Consider the following 16,440-nt stretch of genomic DNA (forward strand, 5'->3'; position numbering starts at 1 on the left):
ATGGTTTTGTCTTTAATTGTAGTTGTTGATGAAAATAATGGTATTGGAATTAATGGAACCCAACCGGCATATATTCGTGACGACCTGAAACGGTTTAAAGAATTAACGGTTGGTAATACCATTGTTATGGGGCGGAAGACCTTTCAAGCTCTTCCAAAGGGTGCTTTACCCAATCGAAGAAATGTGGTGTTAACTCGTCAGCAACATTTTATTGCAGATAAGTGTGAAATAATTCATTCTCCTGACGAGCTTTACAATTTATGTGCTCCTGAGGAAAAAGTTTTTGTAATTGGTGGAGGGGATATTTATCGTCTTTTTCTTAGTAAAGCCAATTATATTTATTTGACATTGATTCATTACCGTTTTGAAGAAATTGATACCTGGTTTCCGAAAATTAGTGAAGAGCTATGGCGAATTGAAATTAGAGAAGGACCGTTTACCGATGTAAAATCAGGTTTTTCTTATAGTTATATCAATTACATTCGTCGATAGGACGGTACGGTTTTTCTCCCATGCATTAAAAGTGGGTGCCTACGTGAGCATATTTGACTTTATCTTTATACTGTTGAGAGAACTGCATAAAGGCCTGGAGCCCGGTACAATGGCATAATCCATAATTGTCTATATCGAACGTTTCTAAGGTCTTAAGTGTTTGAACTATTCTTTCGTGGGAGGCATTTTTAAGGTGTGTACCTCCCAATACCGATTTTATTTTCTTTCCCCCGGAAACGTCTATGGCCGTTCGGCAAATATTTGCAATGCCTCGGTGAGCACAACCGGTAAAAACCGTTAAACTTTCACCTTCTTCATAAACCATAAAAAGTTCATCGTCAAAAGGATCTTTAAATTGTTGTCCGCCTTTCTCGACAATCATGTTGGATGAACCTTTTTCAAAAGGATAATATGAATTGATTTGGGTAACAATGGTTAGGCCGGGAGCAATTTCTTTGGTTTCATTTATAGTTTTAAAGCGAGATGCGTATTTTTTGATAACCTTTTTGTCCAGGCCGATATAACGAGGTTTTCCGGTCGTAAGAGACATCTTCTCTTCGAAAGCTTGAGGCTTAAGATAAACAGGAGCATTTTTGTTGATTTCGAAAAAAGCTTCAAGTCCTCCGGTATGGTCGTAGTGGCCATGACTGATAACTACCATATCGATGGCAGAAAGGTCGATATTCATGGCTTTTGCATTTTCTACCAACAGTCCGCTCTGTCCTGTATCAAATAGAATATTTTTATTATTGACCTTTATAAGTATCGAAAGACCATGTTCCCCCTTTGTCCCTTGCTTGTAAGCCAAATTTTCAACTAAAACGGTAATTTCCATAACGTAATAAATTGTGTGAAAAGGTTGGTCTCTCTCAGGAAAATTCAGGAAGTGGGAGAAACAGCGCTATTTTCAAGTTATTGTTAAAATTATGGGCGCAGTTACCTTTATGAGGTATACTTATATCGTTTAATACTTTTTTTAGGTGTTTTTTCGAATTCTTCCGGGAAAAGTACAATTTTGGAAATGTTCATAAAGGCCGGAAGTTCCTGGTTAACTTCTTTTTTTATGTTTTGAAGAATCTTCTCAAGGTCTTTATCGCTAAGTTTTTCAGCGTCCACAGCTTCATAATCAGGGTAAACTAATGCTTCTAGCTTACCATTGACTTCTCTGACCAGACATTCATGAACATACTCCTTGTTATTTATAACTGCTTCAATTTCTTCCGGATAAATGTTCTGACCCGAAGGTCCGAGAATCATATTTTTACTTCTTCCTTTGATATAGATGAAGTTGTCTTTATCCAACAAGCCTAAATCACCTGTGTGAAGCCATCCATCTTCATCCAAAATTTCGTTGGTGGCTTGCTTATTTTTATAGTAACCAATCATAACGTTATCACCTTTTACCAGTATTTCACCAACAGTGTTGTACGGGTCGCTGGAGTCGATACGAACTTCCATTCGATGTACAATGCGGCCGGCCGAATGTTGTTTGGTCTCATCCCAGGGTGCATAGCTAATAAGAGGTCCGCATTCGGTCATCCCATAACCTACAGTTATGGGAAATCCTATTTTACGCAAAAAGAGTTCAACATCTTTGTTTAATGGCGCCCCGCCAATAACTATTTCTCGAAATTCCCCACCAAAAACTTCTGATAATTTATTTTTTATTTTGCCATAAATAAATTTGTTGACCAGAGGAACTTTGAGTAAGGCTTTTATGGACGATTTTTCAAGTTTGGGAAGAATTTGTTTTTTAAATATTATCTCCAGGATTAGAGGTACAGAAAGGATTAAATGTGGTCTTACCTTTCTAAAGGCTTCAGTAATAATTTGAGGTGAAGGGGTCCGGGATAAGAAAGTGATATGACAACCCTCGGTGAAGGGCCATAAAAATTCGAATAGGCAACCATATGTATGGGCAAGGGGTAGAAAGGAAACAATTCGTTCGCCGGGGACAATGTCGAAGGTGTCACGGGCATATTGAACGTTTGACCAGATACTTCTGTGAGGGAGTAAAACGCCTTTAGAAAATCCGGAGGTGCCCGATGTATATGACAGTACCATAATATCGTCGGGTTTGGGATTGCAAAATTTAAGTTTTCCCGTAACAGGATGGCTGTTATTAGCTTTTACCTCATCGCGTGCCTTGTTAATGGCTTTTTTTACCTTACCATTATTGTCGACCAGTACCGACATATCATTAATTGAAATGATACCTTTGAGTTTAGGCATGCTGGTCTCATCAATTTTGTCAAATATTTGGTCGGTTGAAAATAATAGAAGCGATTCGGAGTGGTTAACGATGTGGCTAATATCCGAAGGATTAAAATCGGGAAGTATAGGCACCACAATTGCCCCATAAGTAACCGTGCCTAAGTAAACCAGTGCCCAGTTATTTGAGTTTCTGCCGATAAGGGCGATCTTATCCCCGGGTTTTATGCCAAGTAAATTGAAAACCCGATGGCATCGGTAAATTGATTGCCCTACTTCCCCATAAGTGAGGGTGTTTCCTTTAAAATCACTTAAAGCAGGGAGATCACTATAATTCTCTATGGCAGATTTGACCAATCCTATGTATCCGTTCTTTTCCATAATTTTCTGTGTTTAAATCGTTGAATTTTGATTCAACGAAAATAGTTCATTAAGCCTGTTTTGGTTGGCTTATCTGTGATTTGTAAATTAGGATAGGGCAATGTTTGAAGAAAGGTTGGATAAAGATAAGCAATTGCCACTAACAGGCTGAGGTATTTATTGAAAAATGATTCCGGTGGGAATTTGTTGGCTTACACCTTCATTTCTATAAAATTATAACCTGGTCTTATGAAACCTCCCATGGTTTATGTCATACATCGGTTTTGGGATGATAATTTTACATTTTCACGCTCGTTTCAACTACTTGATATTTTGTTTGAGTCCACCATTCTTAATTAAAACACTTAATCATATTACACTAAAGGCTGATCAACTTAAAAATGACCATTATAGCAATTTGTCGGAAGGGCAAAAGTCAAACTTTTTTTTTAATTGACCAAACATTTCAATACTTAGGTGAATTTAAGTTGTGTTACTGGCTTTTCAATTTAGGTTTTGTGTATTTCTAATGGGGGACCTTTGTTTATTGACTGCAATAAAATATCTTAAAGTTAAGCAAAAAGAAAATGTGGTGAATTGGATATTTAATTGTCATAAGGCAATTGAGGTCTGAGATTAATTTGTTAATTCGTATAAATTTAAATTCACATTTTACCCAAGTTGAACAGGAATACTATTTCTCTAGTTCTAAATTTTTGGTTTTAATGATTGGGGTGATTTTCTGTTTCTCCCTGTTATTGGCAATACAATAGCCTAATGAACAAATCCCTTTCTACCTTTTACCTGTTTCTTCTGCCTTAGTATATGTTTTTGTTGTAGCAAGTTGTTTTTTATTATTTGTTTAGACGTAAACATTTCCAATCTTGATGAGCTTTGGAATATTTAAAAGTCTAATTTTTCTACCATTTAATTCGATGAGGTTGTCTGCTTTAAATTCCGATAAAAGTCTAATTACAGATTCAGTAGCCGTACCTACCATGTTGGCCAGCTCCTCTCTCGTAAGGGTTATTTGTAAGGTATTATTTTCATCCAGGTCGAAGGTATCCATTAGCAGTAACAGCACTTCTGCCAGACGTTCTCGAACTGTTTTTTGGGCGATGTCGGTCAGATATTTATTGGATTCTCCAAGTTCCCGGCAAGTAAGACGCATGAGAGCCATGGCAAATTCCGGGTTTTTTTTGATGAAGTCGGTCATTAAATCTCCGGGGAAATAACAAAGTATTGCATCCTGTATGACTTCAGCGGTAGTGCAGGCTAATTCCTGACTGACAATTGAGCGAAACCCGATTAAATCTCCTTCTTTGGCAAAACGAATAATTTGTTCTTTGCCGTCGAAGCCGGTTTTATATATTTTTAAAATTCCACTTACTACAATATAGGCACCGTTAATGCGACTGCCTTCATTGTATATTACAGAGCTTCGTTTGAAACTTTTGCAAACCAAATTTTGGTTGAGCTTTTCCAATTCTTCTGAGGTTAAGCCATTGAAGATTTCAAACGATTTTAAATCAATGGTTTCAGGGCTGAATATTTCTTGGGATTTCTTCATAGTACATAAATAAAAGATAGAACATTATAAAATGACCTCTTTATTAATTTTAACTATTATACAAATATAAAAAGAAAGATAATATATGTGTAAATTATGCAATAATGTGTATATATGAAAATATTACCAAATGAGATAAACTTCCCCTGCTTGAATTTTTGATATCCTGCTTAAAATTAAGTGGCCCTGCTTAAATTCTTGTTGTCCTGCTTGAATTTTAGCCATCCCTGCTTGAATTCTTATAGTCCTGCTTAAATTAAACTCATCCTGCTTAAATCCTTACGTCCTGCTGCGGGTTTGAGAGGGTTCGGGGTAGTTGGTCGATGGCCATCATAAAAAAATTTTATTTTCTCTGCTACTTTTCGTACTTGTTTAAATTTAATATGCGTATGCTCATATGCAGATTCTAATATAAGAAACTTTTCCCGGCTTTTTTAAGAAAATTATTAATGTCACCATACCAAATGTCAATTATATCTTCTACTCTGAAGTTTTTGCTAAAGGCTTTTCTTACTTTGTCGGTCCCACACACTTTGTCAAACATGTTTAGTCTTGAGGGATCACACATTTCAAATACATTTTTATCCGGATGTAGCTTATGGACCTCTTGGAGAACATAAAACTGAATGAGGGACAGAGGTGCTTTTTGGACATTGGTTAAATGCACCTGCACGCCTTGAATTTCTTTCCCTTTATAAGTGCTGTAATAGGGCTTATAGTGTATAGGGCGAAAGATTATTCCCGGTAATTTAAGTTCGTTCAGGTTTCTGGCAAGTTGTCCGGCATCGATCCAGTCTGTCGCAAATGTTTGGAATGGGAGGGTGTAGCCAACGCCTATATTGAATACATAAAGTTCACCCAGGATTCCCGAAACCGGATAAAAGTAAGCAGAATGAGCATGAGGAATATGTGGTGATGAAGGAACCCATTGTAACCCTGTTTCCTCGAAAAGCATATCCCGATGCCAACCTTCCATCTTTACAACTGTTAATTGGCACTTCAAATTGTTCGGAAGTAAGTGGTTATTGTTTATAAAAGTAGCCAACTCACCTACTGTAAAACCGTGTACATAAGGAATGGGAAACTGACTGACAAAAGATGTAAAAGCTTCTTCTGTTAACGGTCCTTCGAATTTATTTCCACCCAGAGGGTTGGGACGATCCAGAACAATAAATTCTATGTTGTTTTCAGCAGCAGCCTCCATGGCCAGGCCTAAAGTGCTTATATATGTATAGGAACGTGAACCTATATCCTGAATGTCATAAACCAATGCATCGATACCTGATAGCATCTGGGGTGTTGGTTTCCGGGTTTTGCCATACAAACTAAAAACAGGCAGCCCTGTGGCTGGGTCTGTTAGATTCTCTACTTTTTCACCCGCGGCGACGTTGCCCCTAACCCCGTGTTCCGGGCCGAATAATGCCACTAAGTCAACCTCTGGGGCTTCATTTAGTACATCTATTGTTGATTTGAGACCTGCATCTACGCCCGTCGGATTTGTAATTAAGCCTACTTTTTTCCCTTTTAGTAGAAGAAAATTTTGATTTTTTAAGACTTCTATCCCTGTTTTTACTTGAGCATTTGTGGTTGCAAAAAATAGATGGATGGTTAATAGAAAAGCTAAAAATTTCATGGTTGGTGTGTTTTTTTAGGGGTTTAATTGAAAAAAAAGTGTAATTCGCTAGAGGGGGTATAAAAAATATGCCCCCAATTGATAATTTTCTTGTTTTTGGAAAATAATATTTGTAAGTTTGTAACATGTAATACAAAATACAAATATATAAAGTAATTTAAATTGATTTGATTTTTTATATAGAGAGAAATGAAGTTCAATTTATATATTTTTTGTTATTGGAAAACAATAAGGAACGAAGAAAGTCTTATGAAAAATGGGTATTAAGTCCTTATGGATTTGTAAACGTCTTTATTGCAAATGAATGGGTTGTTTAGGTTGGGATGATCATATTAAAGTGTGATTTGGAGTTAAGAAGTAGGAATATCTTTTTGTTTAATTATGCCTTAAAATACGCATGACATTTTCTTTTAAGTCTGTGGATTTAAAATTTCAATCAGCTTAATTATTTTTTTGACCTAATTGTTGGTTTTGCTTTCTGTAAGAGGTTGTAAAAACTCTTTATTACAGGCTTTTAGTCCGTGTGAATTATGTAATACATATCATATAATATAAAATAATTAAAAAATGTTTGTAGTTTGAAAATTTAACATTATTTTTGAAGCCAGTAATATGTAATACAAAAACCAATTATTGAACCAGAAAAAATATGAATAGATTAATTGGGAGTATTATAATAATATCGCTTTTCTTTTACGGATGTGTTGCAGATCAAAAGATTGATGAAATAATTAATCGGTTTCGAACAGAGTATGTTGGAGATTTAAGGGAGCATGTATTTGATATTTCATATGAGAGGTTGGGAGGTTTTTCTGTCATTTTGAGAGGCGAAACTGATAATTCGGAAGTTAAAATACAACTGTTAGATACTTTACGCTCCCATGGTTTTCAGATTCAAGACAGCATAATTGTATTACCTCATAATGTTTCTCAACCGTGGGCATTAATTGATTTAAGTGTGGCCACCATGCGGTCAAAAGCTTCGCATACTGCACCTGTGGTGAGCCAGGGGTTGATGGGAATGCCGGTAAAAATATTAAAAGAAGATGGTGGATGGGCTTTTATTCAGACTCCTGATCGTTATTTGGGATGGTGTGAGAAAGCTGCCCTTTGTTTTGTTGATTCTATTCGGTTGATGGAATGGAAAAAATCACCAAGAGTGATGATTACCAGTCGATCCACTACAATTAAAGATGTTGAAACCGGAAAGATATGTGGAGATGTTGTAGCCGGATGTCTGTTGGAAGAGGTGGAAAGAGATGGGAATAAAATAGTTGTTAAAACACCTTCCGGAATTATTGGGTATGTATTGAAGGATGAGGTATCCTCATTTAACCAGAAAGACTTTCCTCCTGAGGTGAATCCTCAAAAACTTAAGAATACAGCATTGAATTTTATTCGTACCCCTTATTTGTGGGGGGGTACTTCGGTACACGCCCTCGATTGTAGTGGCTTCATAAAAACAGTTTACCGTCTCCAAGGAATTGAGCTGGCTAGAGATGCTTCTTTACAAGCCAGATATGGACAGCTTATTCCGGTTAATCAAGGGTGGACTTTATTTCAAACAGGTGATTTACTCTTTTTTGCCCCTCGAAAAGGAAGCAAAAAGATAACACATGTGGGCATGTATCTGGGAGATTCGGAATTTATTCATGAAGCAGGAAAAGTAAAGGTAAATAGTCTTGACAGTACCCGTTCCAACTTTAGTTCATTTCGGAAGCTTACTCTGGTGAAAGCCAGACGGGTTTTACAGAATTTTGATTCAGAAGGTATTGTTCCTTTGCTGGAGCACCCATGGTACATTGAAAAATAGTTACGGTGATGAAAGGAAACAGACGCGAATTTTTGAAAGCTTCGGGTTGTATTGCCGGTTCTGCTTTGTTATCGGCAGGGTTTGCAGGTTGTTTGCCTGAAAATAAGAGTAAACAGAATAAAAAAGGAAAAAGAATGGTATTAAGGTTTTATCCATATGACCTTCAGCTAAAGCACGCATTTACCCTGGCAACGAGTAGTAGAACGACAACACCTGTGATGCTTACTCAAGTGGAATATGATGGAGTTGTTGGTTATGGCGAAGCTTCTATGCCTCCATACCTTGGTGAAAGCCATAAGTCAGTCAGTAACTTCTTGGAAAAGGTAGACTTGACTCAATTTAAAGAGCCGTTTTTATTAGAAGATATTCTTCAATATGTTGATGAGATTGCACCCGGCAATTACGCAGCAAAAGCTTCTGTGGATATCGCCTTGCACGACTTGGTCGGAAAACTGATGCAGCAGCCCTGGTATCGCATATGGGGCTTTAATCCAATGCATACCCCTTCCACTTCCTTTACCATTGGGATTGATAAACCACAAATCGTTAGAGAGAAAACTCGTGAAGCGGCACCATACAATATTCTTAAAGTTAAGTTGGGACGTGGAAACGACAAGGAAATGATTAATAATGTTCGTGCCATTACTGACAAACCGATTTGTGTTGATGTTAATCAGGGATGGAAAGATCGTCATCATGCTCTGGAGATGGTTCACTGGCTCAATGAGCAAGGAGTTGTTTTTGTGGAACAGCCTATGCCTAAAACAGCTGTTGATGATATTGCCTGGCTCACCCAAAACAGTCCGCTTCCAATAATAGCCGATGAAGCCATTCAAACCGTTAAAGACATTCCCAATATTCTGGGAGTGTATAGTGGTATAAATATAAAACTAATGAAATGCGGAGGAATGCGTGCCGCACATCAGATGGCGCTTACTGCTAAAGGATTGGGAATGAAAGTTATGCTCGGTTGCATGACCGAAACATCTTGTGCCGTAACAGCTGCAGCTCATCTGTCACCCTTGGCCGACTGGGCCGACCTGGATGGTAATCTTTTGATTAACAATGATGTGTTTGATGGATTGAAAATAGTTAATGGTAAAGTAAAATTACCTGATGGAGCCGGCATTGGAGTGGTTAAATTATGAGTTCGAAGGTTTTTACAAATTTTTATTCATGATTTAAAATCCTTGGCGATGAATAAATTAATGATTTGTTTTTGTATCTGTTTAATTTTAGTGGGTTGTAAATCTAAATCAGATACTTTCACTATTGCTCATTTGACAGATCTTCATGTTTCTCCGGGTTCAAAAGCCGAAGGTCAGCTAAATAAAGTAGTCGACGATATTAATAATCTAAAACCTGATGTTGTCTTTGTTACTGGCGATTTAACTAATACCGGATCAAATGCTGAATTGCAAACTGCTAAAAATGCATTGGATCGCTTGGTAGTACCCTATTATGTTATACCGGGAAATCACGAGACTAACTGGTCCGAATCGGCAGGACAAATGTTCAATCTGCTTTGGGGTAATGATAGGTTTCTTTTTTCTACGGATGATTTCCTGTTTGTAGGTTTTAACACAGGTCCGTACATGAAAATGGGAGATGGCCATGTGAAACAGGAAGACCTTCAATGGTTGAAAAAGGTACTTCGAAAATCAGATAATCACGGAAAAAAATTAATTGCTTTGGCCCATTATCCCTTGGCTGAAGGATTAGATAATTGGCCTGAGGTTGTACAAATTTTAAAGAAATATAATTGCAGACTAGTATTCTGTGGGCATGGACATCGACTTAAATTATTCAATTTTGATGGTATTCCAGGAATAATGGGACGCGCTCTTAATTCCCCACAATTTGACAATCCGGGGTTTACGTTGGTAGAACTCAAAAATGATAGTGCCATTGTTTTTAATAAAGAACCAGGTAAGGATGCTGGCAATCCGTTTTTTTCTTTCAGTTTAATTTCACCTGATACTTTGTTGTCATTGCCTAAATCTTCTTTACCTGATTACTCAGTTAATTCACAATATTCTGATGTGCAAGTAACTTTTGAATGGAAAGATACCGCCTCTATTTTTACCGGTCCATGTCTGATCGGGGATTCTTTATTGGTATATGGAAATTCACTTGGGTATATGAAATGTATAAACATACCCAAGATGAAAGTTATGTGGCAGCATCGTTACCATGGATCACTTTTCTCAACACCGGTTTTTGGTAATGGTATCCTTGCTTTTGGAAATATTGAAGGTGATATTATTGGCCTGGATGCAACTAATGGGAAAGAAATATGGAAGGTTAATGTAGGGTCACCGGTCATCGCTGAAGGAATTATTGAAAATGATGCATTATATATTGGTGGTGGAGATAGTACTTTTTTGAAAATTGATCTGGTTTCTGGAGACGTTTTATGGAAATTCAATGATATTTCTGGATTGGTTCAGGGGATTCCGGCAATAGGGAAAGAGGAAATTATATTTGGGGCTTGGGATCGTCATCTTTACTGTCTTGATAAAGAAACTGGATTATTAAAATGGAAATGGAATAATGGGTCACCGGTTAAACTTTTTTCCCCAGGGAACATTAGACCGGTTATTGCCGATGAAAAGGTTTTTATTGTTGCACCTGATCGTTATATGACAGCTCTTGACCTAAAAACCGGCAAAGAGGTTTGGAGAACCAATGAGCATAAAGTAAGGGAATCAATGGGGGTAAGCCCTGATGGCAAACAGGTCTACGCCAAACTGATGAATGATTCCATTATTGCAATGTCATCGCATACTTCATTCCCAAAAACGGTTTGGACCATTGATGCCGGTATCGGCTATGATCATAATCCGTGTCCAATTGCTGCTGGTGGAGGATGGGTAGCCGCTGCCACTAAAAATGGCTTGGTTACAGTTGTTTCTTCTCGGGGTGACCAATTATTGTGGCAATATAAAGCTGGAAATTCTTCAATTAACAAATTAGTCGCGGATGAAAAGGACGGTCTATGGCTAACATTGATGGAGGGTGTTGTCATTAATATTCGATATCCGATGGAGCGGACTTATTGATTTTGATTATGTGCACAACTTGTTCACCAGAAAAATTCGGAAGCCTTAATGTAAAAACTAAAACGATATAGATCAAGATGATTTTTAAAATTAAGAATTTGAATTTTTGATGATTTTGTAAGACTTACAATAAATCAAACTTTAATTGAATGGAATATAGAGCGTTAATTTAATTTTTAAATCAGTAAAATTAATTACTATGATGAATGGAAAAATCTCGTTTATTTTAGCTCTGTTCTGCTTTCTTTCTGTTTTTGCATCGGGGCAGAATGTGACGGGTAAGGTTCTGGACAAAGAGACAGAAGAACCAATACCCGGAGTTAATATTATTTTAGTTGGGACCGAGAGTGGTACCATTACTGATCCCGACGGTAATTTTGAGTTGAACGTTTCGACACAGCCGGCACAACTTCGCTTTTCTTTTATTGGATATGAAAATCAGGTTGTTGATGTTGAACCAGGTCAATTTCTGACCATTTATCTTCAACCTTCGGACCTTCTTCTTGGAGACGTAGTGGTGGTTGGTTATGGTAAAATGCGAAAAGAAAATCTTACCGGATCGGTTTCAAGTATTGACGTAGAAGAAACTCTTGAAGCTCGTCCAATCACTGATGTTGCCAGAGGTCTTCAAGGGGTTACACCTGGTCTGACGATTACAAGTTCTACAGGTGATTTGGGGCAAAACCCTGAAATTAGCCTACGGGGTATTAATGGGTCGCTGAACACCGAAGCTCAACCTTTGATTCTTGTGGATAATGTTGAAGTGCCCAATTTAATGATGATCAATCCCGATGATATTAAATCTATTTCTGTACTTAAAGATGCAGCTTCAGCTTCTATTTATGGTTCTCGAGGTGCTTGGGGGGTCATTCTCATTGAAACAAAAACCGGAGATAAAAGTGATAAAACCAATGTTACCTATTCCAATAACTTTTCCTGGAATACCCCTACCAAGATTCCGGAAATCGCCGGTACTGTTGAAGGCGCAGAAATGGCTTTCGCCGCTTATAAACGTATTAATCCCAATACCGATGTTATTGGTGCTTTGGGAATGTACGTCGACGAAACTGCTATTCAAAAGATGAAAGAATGGCGGGAACTTTACGGTGGACAAGATTTGGGTAGTGAAATGGTACTTGGAAGAGATTTTGAGTATCGTGATGGACGTTGGTTTTATTACCGGCCTTGGGATGTTCGTGAACTTTATCTTCGTGATTGGTCGCCCCAACAAAATCATAATTTGACTATAAGCGGCGGAAGCGAAAAAACCACTTATAACCTTTCTTTTGGATATCTTAATCAACGGGGTGCACTAAAAGTTAAACCGGATGAATATAATCGGTATAATGCCACCATTAATGTGCAAACACAGGTTACCGATTGGGCAAAATTTAGAGTTAAAGGAATGATGTCTAAATCTAATACTCAGACTCCTTTTTCCTATAGCGGGACTAAGGCTGATCCCTGGTATTATCTGCTTCGTTGGCCCAAATATTATCCTTATGGAACTTATGAAGGAAAACCATTCCGGAGTTCTATTACCGATGTTTCTCAAGCTAACATGATTGAAGACAAGGAAACATTTCAAAGGGTTTCTATAGGTACTACTTTGAATTTAGCAAAAGATCTTACATTGGATGCTGATTATACTTATACCGAGAATAATAATCATATTTATGAGCCTGGTGGATGGGCTGAAGGTTATAATTTTTGGGGGAATACCGGTATAAATAATTATATGGTTTATACTAGCTCGTCTTATAACGGTGTTGAATATATTTCTGCCTGGGATGAGACCAGTACTTTTAAAGCTTACACTACTTATGATCATGCTTTTGGAGATCATGCCCTGAAATTGATGGCTGGTACTGATGTAGAATCTTTTGAGTACTGGCGTCATAATTCGGAAAGAAGAGAACTTATTGACAAAGACAAAGCAGAACTCGGTCTTGCAACAGGCGACCAGTATGTGGATGGGGCTCGAAGTCATTGGTCTACTTTAGGTTTCTTTGGCCGGATTAACTATTCATACAAAAATCGTTATTTGTTTGAATTAAATGGCCGATATGATGGTTCTTCCAATTTCCCGTCTAACGACCAATGGGGCTTTTTCCCTTCTTTCTCGGTTGGATATCGTATTACTGAAGAGCCTTTTATGGATTTTGTAAAACCCTATGTTTCATCCTTTAAACTTAGAGGTTCATGGGGATCCATTGGAAATCATGATGTAGGATCCAATACTTATGTTGCAACTATGGCCTCCGGTAATTCCAATTGGTTAATTAACGGAGTTAATCAACTTACTATTTGGAGTCCACGTGTTGTGCCGGAATCTTTGACATGGGAAACTGTAACTACATTAGACATTGGTTTCGATGCTCGATTCCTGGATAACGCTTTGGGCTTAACATTTGACTGGTATCGCCGGACTACCAGTGATATGGTTACTAGTGGCGAAACCTTACCTAATACTTTTGGAGCCAGCGCGCCTCAACAAAATTTTGGGGAGGTACAGACCACTGGATGGGAAATTTCTGTTGACTGGAACCACCAATTTGCCAATGGTCTTAATATTAATGCTACTGCCTCCTTGTTTGACTTTAAGGAAGAGTTGACAAAGTTTGCTGGAAATAGTAAAAATATTTACGGTTATTACGAAGGGAAAGAAATTGGCGAAATATGGGGGTATGAAACCGATCGATTCTTTACCGAAGACGATTTCGTGAAAGATAGCAATGGAGATTTTGTTCTTGAAGAGGGGAAATATGTGCTTAAGGACGGTATTCCTTCACAATCGATTTTCGAAAGTGGATGGTTCTTTTATGGCCCGGGAGATATAAAATATAAAGATCTTAATGGTGATGGAAAAATCGATTATGGTTCAAATAGCATTGACGACCATGGAGATTTAAAAGTTATTGGAAATTCATTGCCACGGTATCAGTACAGCTTTAGGATTGGTGCTGACTGGAAAGGTGTTGATTTCAGTATTTTCTTCCAGGGTGTTGGCAAAAGAGATTATTGGGCTACAGGACCCGTCTTTATCCCCGGATATCGACCCGGTGAAGGATGGTATGAGCACCAGGAAGATTATTGGACACCAGAAAATCCCGATGCTTTTTATCCCCGTCCTACCAGCCATGATTGGACCAATAACGCCAGAAACTTCTTGCGTCAAACTAAATATTTGTTAGATATGTCTTACTTAAGGTGTAAAAACCTTACTGTAGGGTATACGCTTCCTCAATCCTTAGTTTCTCGTGTAGGCATCGATCGTTTGAGACTCTATTTCAGTGGTGAAAATTTATTTGAGTTTGATAACATGAATATTCCTATTGACCCTGAAACCGGAAACCGCGATGGTGCTTATGACTTCGCCTTTGGACGTTCTTATCCTTTCAGAAGAACTGTTTCTTTTGGGCTTCAATTGACTTTATAATTATGCAAAGGGAATCTTTAAGATGTCTAGTCTTCGGAGGTTTAATTACTTAAAAAATATTGGTGATATGAAATATTATAAAATATTATTTATATGTGTAACTCTATTGAATCTTTGGAGTTGCGATGATGATTTTCTGGATAAGCAGCCCATCGATGATATGACCGATGGGAACTATTGGACCAGTGAGGCCAATGTGAGAACTTTCTCGCTAGGTTTTTATGAACATTTCTTTACCGGATATGGTAGCGGATGGACTTGGGGGAGCTACTTTTCAGGTCAAAGTCTTAATGATGATTTTGCTCCTTCTAATCCTCCTCAATGGACCAAGAATGTTCCTACTTCTGGAGGCGGCTGGAGTTTTACTTATGTCCGTAAAGCAAACTTGTTTTTAGACAGAATTCAACAAGTTCCATTGGATGAAGAAGCCATGAACCATTGGATGGGGGTTGCACGTTTTTTTAGAGGTCTTGAATATGCACGTTTGGTTCAAAAATTTGGTGATGTGCCTTGGTTTGATCGTGTTCCTGAGCCGGAAGATAAAGATTATCTCTATAAACCCAGAGATTCCAGAACTTATGTCATGGAAAAGGTTTTGGAAGATTTTCAGTTTGCTGCTGAGAATGTAAGAGATGAAGACGGAGAACCTGGTTTGGTAGTAAACCGGGCAGTGGTTTTGGCTTTTATGTCACGAGTAATGCTTTGGGAAGGAACGTTTCAGAAATATCATGAAGTCCCGGATGCCAATGTTCAGAAATTACTGGAAGCGGCTAAATGGGCTGCTAATGAAGTTATGACGAAATTCAACTACCAGGTTGCTCCTGATTATCATGCAATGTTTAGTAGTTTGGATTTGGCAGGTAACCCTGAAATGATCTTATATAGAAGCTACGTTGAGGGTGTTTTAACCCATAGTCTTCTTTCATATGTAAATCAAGAAGCCCAAACGGGTGCTTCAAAAGATTTAATTGAATCTTATCTATGTTCCGATGGGTTGCCTGTTTCTTTATCCTCAGTTTATCAAGGTGACAAAGGCATTCATAATGTTATGGCCAATCGTGATCCCAGAATGTATGATACCTTTGTCGAAGATACCCTTAGAATTAATGGAGTTGTTTCCAATTATTCTACTACAGGATATGCTTGTGATAAATTTTTAAATTATGATATTAAGGATGATCCAATTGCTACCAATGCGTATAATCCTACTGATGCTCCGGTAATTAGATATGGTGAAGTTTTGCTTAACTATGCAGAGGCCTGCGCCGAACTTGGTACGCTTACTCAGGAAGATCTTGATCGGTCGATCAATCTGCTGAGAGGACGTTACGAAAATGGTTTACCGGATTTACAAATTATTGGTGGACAACCGGCTGTTAACGATGTTGTATATGATGATCCCGAAAGAGATCCCGAAGTGCCTGCAATGCTTTGGGAAATAAGAAGAGAGAGAAGAATAGAGCTGGTATTTGAAGGGCAACGACTTAGCGATCTAAAGAGATGGAAAAAGCTCGAATATACAGACACCAAGGAAAATACTGATATTAATCGTGGAGCTTACATTCGCGTAGAGGACTTCCCCGGTATGAAAAATGTTACTTTGGAAGGAGATGATGAAGGATATATAATTCCTGCGGTGGCAGAAGAAACTCAAAGACCCTTCACCGATCCTCGGGTTTACTTAGATCCTTTGCCTCTTGATCAAATTACTCTTTACGAGGATAATGGATATACTTTGGAGCAGAACCCAGGATGGGATGAAGTTGAATAGTTTCCTTTTTGTCTGAAATTTTTGTTAAAAGGCCACTTTAGGGTGGCCTTTTTTGGAATATTTAGGTATACTTGTTATAACTTATTTGC

The 16,440-nt window shown here is 37.9% G+C and carries 10 protein-coding genes; 6 read left to right on the top strand and 4 right to left on the bottom strand.

Features of this window, described 5'->3' with window-relative positions; all coding sequences use genetic code 11:
- On the top strand, window positions 1–492 hold the full coding sequence (locus BM130_RS10550; RefSeq protein ID WP_010527586.1) for a dihydrofolate reductase: 492 nt from the start codon (window positions 1–3) through the stop codon (window positions 490–492).
- Between the two features lie 25 nt (window positions 493–517).
- On the opposite strand, the gene BM130_RS10555 is transcribed toward BM130_RS10550, so the two are convergent.
- The 4 genes from BM130_RS10555 to BM130_RS10570 all read right to left on the bottom strand — a co-directional run bounded on the left by BM130_RS10555 (window position 518) and on the right by BM130_RS10570 (window position 6,266).
- Entirely contained in the window at window positions 518–1,327 is an 810-nt protein-coding gene (locus BM130_RS10555; protein WP_010527585.1) for an MBL fold metallo-hydrolase, read from the bottom strand.
- Between the two features lie 107 nt (window positions 1,328–1,434).
- On the bottom strand, window positions 1,435–3,084 hold the full coding sequence (locus BM130_RS10560; protein ID WP_010527584.1) for an AMP-binding protein: 1,650 nt from the start codon (window positions 3,082–3,084) through the stop codon (window positions 1,435–1,437).
- A gap of 841 nt (window positions 3,085–3,925) precedes the next feature.
- Complete coding sequence (locus BM130_RS10565; RefSeq protein ID WP_010527583.1) at window positions 3,926–4,633, bottom strand: Crp/Fnr family transcriptional regulator; 708 nt, start codon at window positions 4,631–4,633, stop codon at window positions 3,926–3,928.
- Window positions 4,634–5,039: 406 nt separating this feature from the next.
- Entirely contained in the window at window positions 5,040–6,266 is a 1,227-nt protein-coding gene (locus tag BM130_RS10570) for an exo-beta-N-acetylmuramidase NamZ family protein (RefSeq protein WP_010527582.1), read from the bottom strand.
- Between the two features lie 649 nt (window positions 6,267–6,915).
- Between BM130_RS10570 and BM130_RS10575 the strand changes: the two genes are divergently transcribed.
- From BM130_RS10575 to BM130_RS10595, 5 genes are all read left to right on the top strand, one after another.
- On the top strand, window positions 6,916–8,079 hold the full coding sequence (locus tag BM130_RS10575; protein ID WP_010527581.1) for a C40 family peptidase: 1,164 nt from the start codon (window positions 6,916–6,918) through the stop codon (window positions 8,077–8,079).
- A gap of 8 nt (window positions 8,080–8,087) precedes the next feature.
- Window positions 8,088–9,227 carry a dipeptide epimerase gene (locus BM130_RS10580; RefSeq protein ID WP_010527580.1) on the top strand — a complete coding sequence of 380 codons (1,140 nt, stop codon included), beginning with the start codon at window positions 8,088–8,090 and terminating at the stop codon, window positions 9,225–9,227.
- 48 nt (window positions 9,228–9,275) lie between these two features.
- Window positions 9,276–11,141, top strand: a complete 1,866-nt coding sequence (locus BM130_RS10585; RefSeq protein ID WP_010527579.1) for an outer membrane protein assembly factor BamB family protein — start codon at window positions 9,276–9,278, stop codon at window positions 11,139–11,141.
- 199 nt (window positions 11,142–11,340) lie between these two features.
- On the top strand, window positions 11,341–14,580 hold the full coding sequence (locus tag BM130_RS10590) for a SusC/RagA family TonB-linked outer membrane protein (protein WP_029626591.1): 3,240 nt from the start codon (window positions 11,341–11,343) through the stop codon (window positions 14,578–14,580).
- 67 nt (window positions 14,581–14,647) lie between these two features.
- Complete coding sequence (locus BM130_RS10595) at window positions 14,648–16,351, top strand: RagB/SusD family nutrient uptake outer membrane protein (protein ID WP_010527577.1); 1,704 nt, start codon at window positions 14,648–14,650, stop codon at window positions 16,349–16,351.
- Window positions 16,352–16,440 lie beyond the last annotated feature (89 nt).

Origin of the sequence: Thermophagus xiamenensis (assembly GCF_900112795.1) — a bacterium.
Lineage (GTDB): Bacteria > Bacteroidota > Bacteroidia > Bacteroidales > Marinilabiliaceae > Thermophagus > Thermophagus xiamenensis.

Coding starts and splice junctions, on each gene's coding strand:
- BM130_RS10550 (WP_010527586.1), top strand. CDS start 1: ATGGTTTTGTCTTTAATTGTAGTTGTTGATGAAAATAATGGTATTGGA.
- BM130_RS10555 (WP_010527585.1), bottom strand. CDS start 1,327: ATGGAAATTACCGTTTTAGTTGAAAATTTGGCTTACAAGCAAGGGACA.
- BM130_RS10560 (WP_010527584.1), bottom strand. CDS start 3,084: ATGGAAAAGAACGGATACATAGGATTGGTCAAATCTGCCATAGAGAAT.
- BM130_RS10565 (WP_010527583.1), bottom strand. CDS start 4,633: ATGAAGAAATCCCAAGAAATATTCAGCCCTGAAACCATTGATTTAAAA.
- BM130_RS10570 (WP_010527582.1), bottom strand. CDS start 6,266: ATGAAATTTTTAGCTTTTCTATTAACCATCCATCTATTTTTTGCAACC.
- BM130_RS10575 (WP_010527581.1), top strand. CDS start 6,916: ATGAATAGATTAATTGGGAGTATTATAATAATATCGCTTTTCTTTTAC.
- BM130_RS10580 (WP_010527580.1), top strand. CDS start 8,088: ATGAAAGGAAACAGACGCGAATTTTTGAAAGCTTCGGGTTGTATTGCC.
- BM130_RS10585 (WP_010527579.1), top strand. CDS start 9,276: ATGAATAAATTAATGATTTGTTTTTGTATCTGTTTAATTTTAGTGGGT.
- BM130_RS10590 (WP_029626591.1), top strand. CDS start 11,341: ATGATGAATGGAAAAATCTCGTTTATTTTAGCTCTGTTCTGCTTTCTT.
- BM130_RS10595 (WP_010527577.1), top strand. CDS start 14,648: ATGAAATATTATAAAATATTATTTATATGTGTAACTCTATTGAATCTT.